The organism is Streptomyces sp. NPDC111516, assembly GCF_055635345.1.
Genome location: NZ_JBVKBV010000060.1, coordinates 1 through 5484, shown reverse-complemented (window position 1 = coordinate 5484; position 5484 = coordinate 1). Strand labels below are relative to the sequence as shown.

The 5484-nt window shown below is 71.9% G+C and carries 2 protein-coding genes; both read right to left on the bottom strand.

Translation table 11 applies throughout. From position 1 onward, the window contains the following. Positions 1–1887, bottom strand: a 1887-nt coding sequence (locus ACZ7L9_RS37920; RefSeq protein WP_471422073.1) for a type I polyketide synthase, incomplete at its 3' end; no start/stop codon positions are given. A gap of 19 nt (positions 1888–1906) precedes the next feature. After that, the gene (locus ACZ7L9_RS37915; RefSeq protein WP_471422072.1) at positions 1907–5482 is read right to left on the bottom strand and encodes a type I polyketide synthase; all 3576 of its coding nucleotides are present in this window, start codon (positions 5480–5482) and stop codon (positions 1907–1909) included. Positions 5483–5484 lie beyond the last annotated feature (2 nt).

Sequence of the window (5484 nt, the reverse complement as noted above, 5' to 3'; positions counted from 1 at the left end):
CACTTCACGCAGACCACACCCCAGCAACGGATCCAACTCCGCACACACCCCGTCGAAAGCCTCCGCGAACACCGGAAACGACTCATACAACTCACAGCCCATGCCCAACCGCTGACTGCCCTGACCCGTGAACACCACCGCAAGACGACCACCCCCAGCAGCACCCCGCACCACCGACACATCGTCCTCACCAGCGGCCACCGCACGCAGCCCCCGAACCAGCGCCGCACGATCCTCCGCAACCACCACCGCACGCTGTTCGAGCACCGACCGGCCCATCAGCGAGGACGCGATGTCCACCGCGCGCAGATCAGGCCGCCGCTCCACGAACCCCAACAGCCGCGCCGCCTGCCCCCGCAACGCCTCCACCGACCGCGCCGACACCACCCACGGAACCAAGCCACCACCCTCAGCCCCCGACCCGACCTCGGGCTCCGGTTCGGTCTCTGTCGCGGACTCGGCGGCGTCCGGAGCCTGCTCGACGATGACGTGGGCGTTGGTGCCACTGGCACCGAAGGAGGAGACGCCGGCTCGGCGCGGCCGGTCCGTCTGCGGCCAGGACTGCTCCTCGGTCAGGAGTTGGACGGCACCCGCCGTCCAGTCCACCTGCGAGGACGGTGTGTCGACGTGCAGGGTACGCGGCAGGGTGCCGTGCCACATGGCCATGACCATCTTGATGATGCCCGCCACACCCGCCGCCGCCTGCGTGTGCCCGATGTTCGACTTGATCGAACCCAGCCACAACGGACGGTCCTCGGGACGCTCCTGCCCGTAGGTGGCCAGGAGTGCCTGGGCCTCGATCGGGTCCCCGAGCTTCGTGCCCGTCCCGTGGGCCTCGACCGCGTCCACGTCCGCAGTCGTCAGCCCCGCGCTCTCCAGCGCCTGGCGGATCACCCGCTGCTGGGACGGACCGTTCGGAGCCGTCAGGCCATTGCTCGCCCCATCCTGGTTCACCGCCGAACCCCGCACCACCGCAAGGACCCGGTGACCATTGCGTACCGCGTCCGACAGCCGCTCCACGAGCAGCATCCCCACACCCTCGGCGAAGCCCGTACCGTCCGCGGAATCAGCGAAGGACTTGCACCGCCCGTCGGACGCCAGACCGCCCTGCTTCATGAAGTCGAGGAACATCACGGGGGTGGACATCACGGTGACTCCACCGGCGAGCGCCATGGTGCACTCGCCGCGCCGCAGCGCCTGCACCGCCAGATGCAGCGCCACCAGCGACGACGAACACGCCGTGTCCACCGTCACCGCAGGACCCTCAAGACCGAACACGTATGACACACGCCCCGAAGCGACACTGCCCGCGCTGCCGTTGACGAGGTAGCCCTGCAGCTCCTCGGGCGCGTCGGTGACCCGGGTCGCGTAGTCGTGGTACATCAGGCCGGTGAAGACGCCGGTGCGCGAGCCCTTCACGGACAACGGGTCGATGCCGGCCCGCTCGAAAGACTCCCAGGCGGTCTCCAGGAGCAAGCGCTGCTGGGGATCCATCGCCACCGCCTCACGCGGCGAGATCCCGAAGAAGTCCGCGTCGAACCCGGCGGCCTCGTAGAGGAACCCGCCGACGGGATCGTGGCCGCGTTCCCCCCGGCGACCGGCGGGTGCGGCGTACGCGGCGGCAACGTCCCAGTTGCGGTCCGTCGGGAAGCCGGATATCCCGTCCGTGCCGGAGGCCACGAGCCGCCACAGGTCCTCCGGGGACTCGACCCCGCCCGGGAAACGGCAGCTCATGCCGACGATCGCGATCGGCTCATTGACCTCGGCCTCCTTCTCGTTCAACCGGCGCTTGGCCTCGTGCAGGTCGGCGGTGACGCGTCGGAGGTAGGTGCGCAGCTTCTGCTCGGTGTCGGCGGGAGCGGCTGCCTGCGTGGTGGTGTTCAGCACGTTGTCTGCCATGTCTCGCTCACAGCTCACTGTCGATGAAGGCGAAGAGCTCGTCGTCGCTGGCCGTGTCGATACGTGCCGAGACGTGGGCGTCCCCACCGGTGTCGGTGTTCGTGTCGTCGCCGAACTCGGCCGCCAGTTCCTGGAGGCGCTCCAGGATGCGTGGGCGGTCCGGGTCCGTCGCGGAGGCGGAGGCGAGCAGCTCTCCGACGGCCCCCAGGCCGGCCAGAACCGTGTCGGCCGAGGGGCGCCGGCTTCGGGTCAACTCCTCGCGCAGGTGCTGGGCGAGGCCCAGCGGCGAGGGGTGGTCGAAGGCCAGCGTTGCCGAAAGCCGCAGTCCGGTCTCCCTGTTGATGCGGTTGCGCAGTTCCACGGCGCTCAACGAATCGAAGCCGAGTGCCTTGAAGGCCTGGGTCGGCTCGATCTGTGCCGCGGACGCGTGGCCGAGGACCGCCGCAACCTGCGCGCCGACCAACTCGACGAGCAGTTCGGTCTGTTCGGCCTCGGTGCGCGCGGCGAGACGTTCCGCCAGTGCGGCGCCGGGCTGCTGTCCGGCTTCCCCTCCGGCTTCCTGTCCGGTGGCCTGCGTGGCCGCCGCGGCAGGTTCCCCGGCCGGGCGACCGGGCACCCGGACGAGGGCCCTGAGGAAGTGCGGGAGCGTGCCGGCCGCCGCGCGTTCCCGCAGCGCCGCCATGTTCAGCCGCAGCGCGAGGACCGGGTTCTCCTCGACGCCGTGCGCGGCGTCGAAGAAGGCAAGGCCCTCCTCGGAGGACATCTCCGCGATGCCGGCCCGGGCGAGGCGCTGTACCGCGTTGTCGTCCAGGTGCGCGGTCATCGCGCTGCGCTCGGCCCAGAATCCCCATGCCACCGAGGTGCCAGGGAGCCCCAGCGCGCGTCGGTGCGTGGCCAGCGCGTCCAGGAACACGTTGGCCGCCGCGTAGTGCGCCTGTCCCGCCGTACCGAAGCTCCCGGCTGCCCCGGAGAACAGGACGAAGGCGGTGAGGTCCCGCTCGCGGGTGAGCTCGTGCAGGTGCAGGGCGGCGTCCACCTTGGGGCGCAGGACCGCGTCCACGCGCTCCGCGGTGAGCGATCCGACCACGCCGTCGTCGAGGATCCCGGCTGCGTGGATCACCGCCGTCAGCGGGTGCTCGGCGGGCACCTGGGCCAGCAGCGCGGCCAGTGCCTCCCGGTCAGCGACGTCGCAGGCCGCGACGGTCACCGTCGCTCCTCGCTCCGACAGCTCGGCGACCAGCTCCGCAGCTCCCGGTGCGGATCCGCCGGACCTGCCGGTGAGCAGCAGGTGTCGTGCGCCGTGTTCGGCCACGAGGTGCCGGGCGATCAGCCGGCCGAGTGTCCCGGTGCCCCCGGTGATCAGCATGGTGCCTTCGCCGCCGAACGCGGGAGGCGTGTCGTTCTCCGCCGGAGCGGGGCCGGCGGTCCGGGCCAGTCGGGCGGCGAGGGCGACGCCTCCGCGCACCGCGAGCTGCGGTTCGTCGCCGTTTGCCACGGCGGCGAGCGCGGCCGTGACCGCCGTCCCGTACTCGCCGTCGCCGTCACCGTCGATGTCGACGAGGACGAACCGGCCGGGGTTCTCGGTCTGGGCGGACCGGACCAGGCCCCATACGGCGGCGTGTTCGAGGTCGCGTACAGGGTCGCCGGGGCCGGTGGCCAGGGCGCCGCTCGTGACGATCACCAGGCGGGAGGCGCCGAGGCGGTCGTCGTTCAGCCATTCCTGGACCAGGGTCAGCGCGGACACGGTCGCCGAACGCACCGCGTTCGCCGTGACGGCCGTGCCGGCCGTCTCGGACGTATCGGCGGGGGCCGCGGCCGGCACCAGCGGATGGACCACTGCCGCGGGTACGGGCTCCCCCTCGGCGATCGCCTCGCGCAGGTCCGCGAGATCCGGGTACGCGACCGTCCGCTCGCCGCCCGCTGCCACCATCTCCTTGGTGAGGGCGTCGGTGTCCGTGCCGAGCACAGCCCAGGTGGTGTCCGCCGCACCGGCGATCCGCACCGGTGCCCAGTCGAGCCGGTACAGCGGGTCGGCGGTACGGCTGTCGCGCAGCATGTCGTCCCGGACGGGCCGCAGCACCAGGGACTCGATGCGTGCGACGGGCCGGCCCGCCGAGTCGGTGATGCCGACCCGGACCTCGTCCGGTCCGACGGGGGTGAGTCGGGCCCGTACAGCGGTCGTACCGGTACGGAACAGGTCGATCCCCGTCCAGGTGAAGGGGAGCCTGCGGCGGCCCGCTCCCTGGAGGAACGTGCCGTGCAGGGCCGCGTCCAGCAGCCCCGGGTGCAGGGCGTGGGCCGCCGCCTCGGCGTGGTGCGCCTCCGGCAGGGCGACCTCGGCGAAGATCTCCTCTCCGACCCGCCAGGCGCGGGTGAGGCCGCGGAACGCCGGGCCGTACGCGTAGCCGGCGTCACCGAACGCGTCGTACAGGGCCTCCAGGTCGACCGGTTCGGCGCCGGCGGGCGGCCAGTCCTCGGACTGGCCGGTGGCCACGGCATCGGCCGACGCGGGGGCGAGGGCGCCGGTGGCGTGCCTCACCCATGCCCCGGTGTCGTCATCCGCGCCGGCGTCCTCGCCGCTCAGCCGCGAGTACAGCCCGAGCGTCCGCCGCCCCTCCGCGTCGGGAGCGCCGATCCGGAGGTGCAGTTCCATGGAGCCGCGCTCGGGGAACAGCAGCGGGGTCTCCAGGGTGAGTTCGTCCAGCCGCTCGCACCCGGCCTGCTCGCCCGCGTACAGCGCGAGGTCGACGAAGGCCGTGCCGGGCAGCAGCAGGGTGCCGGACAGTCCGTGGTCGCAGAGCCACGAATGGCTCTGCGGGGAGATCCGGCCGGTGAGGACGAGCTCGCCGGATCCGGGCAGTTCGGTGCGGGCACCGAGCAGCGGGTGCGTCGCCGGGGAGAGGCCCAGGTCCGCGGCGGCCCGCTCCGGCGACCCGCCCCGCGAGGTGTCGAGCCAGAGCCGCTGCTGCTGGAAGGCGTACGTCGGCAGGTCGACGCGGCGCGCGGCGGAGCCGGCGAACGGCGCGTTCCAGTCCGCGTCCCCACCGTGCACGTGGAGTTCGGCGAGCGAGGTCAGCAGGCGGGTGGTGCTGCCGTCGCCGCGACGCAGCGAGCCGATGGCCACGGCGTCGGCTCCCCTGTCCGCGGCGGTGTCCTGCACGCTGGAGACGAGCACCGGGTGCGGGCTCACCTCCACGAAGAACCGGTAGTCGTCGGCAAGGAGGGCCTGGATGGCTTCTTCGAAGCGCACGGTTCCGCGGAGGTTGCGGTACCAGTAATCGGCGTCCAGAAGAGAGGTGTCGACCGGCTCCCCACTCACCGTCGAATAGAACGGAACAGAAGCCGTACGCGGCACCACCGGCGCGAGCAACCGCGCCAACTCCTCACGGATCTCCTCCACATGAGGAGAATGCGACGCATAGTCGACCGGAATACGCCGAGCCCGGATCCCCTCCGCCTCACAACGAGCCACCAACTCGTCCAACGCCTTCGACGCACCCGCCACCACCGTCGAAGCAGGACCATTCACCGTCGCCACGGACAACCGGTCAAGATCACCAGCAATGAGACCGGCAACCTCCACCG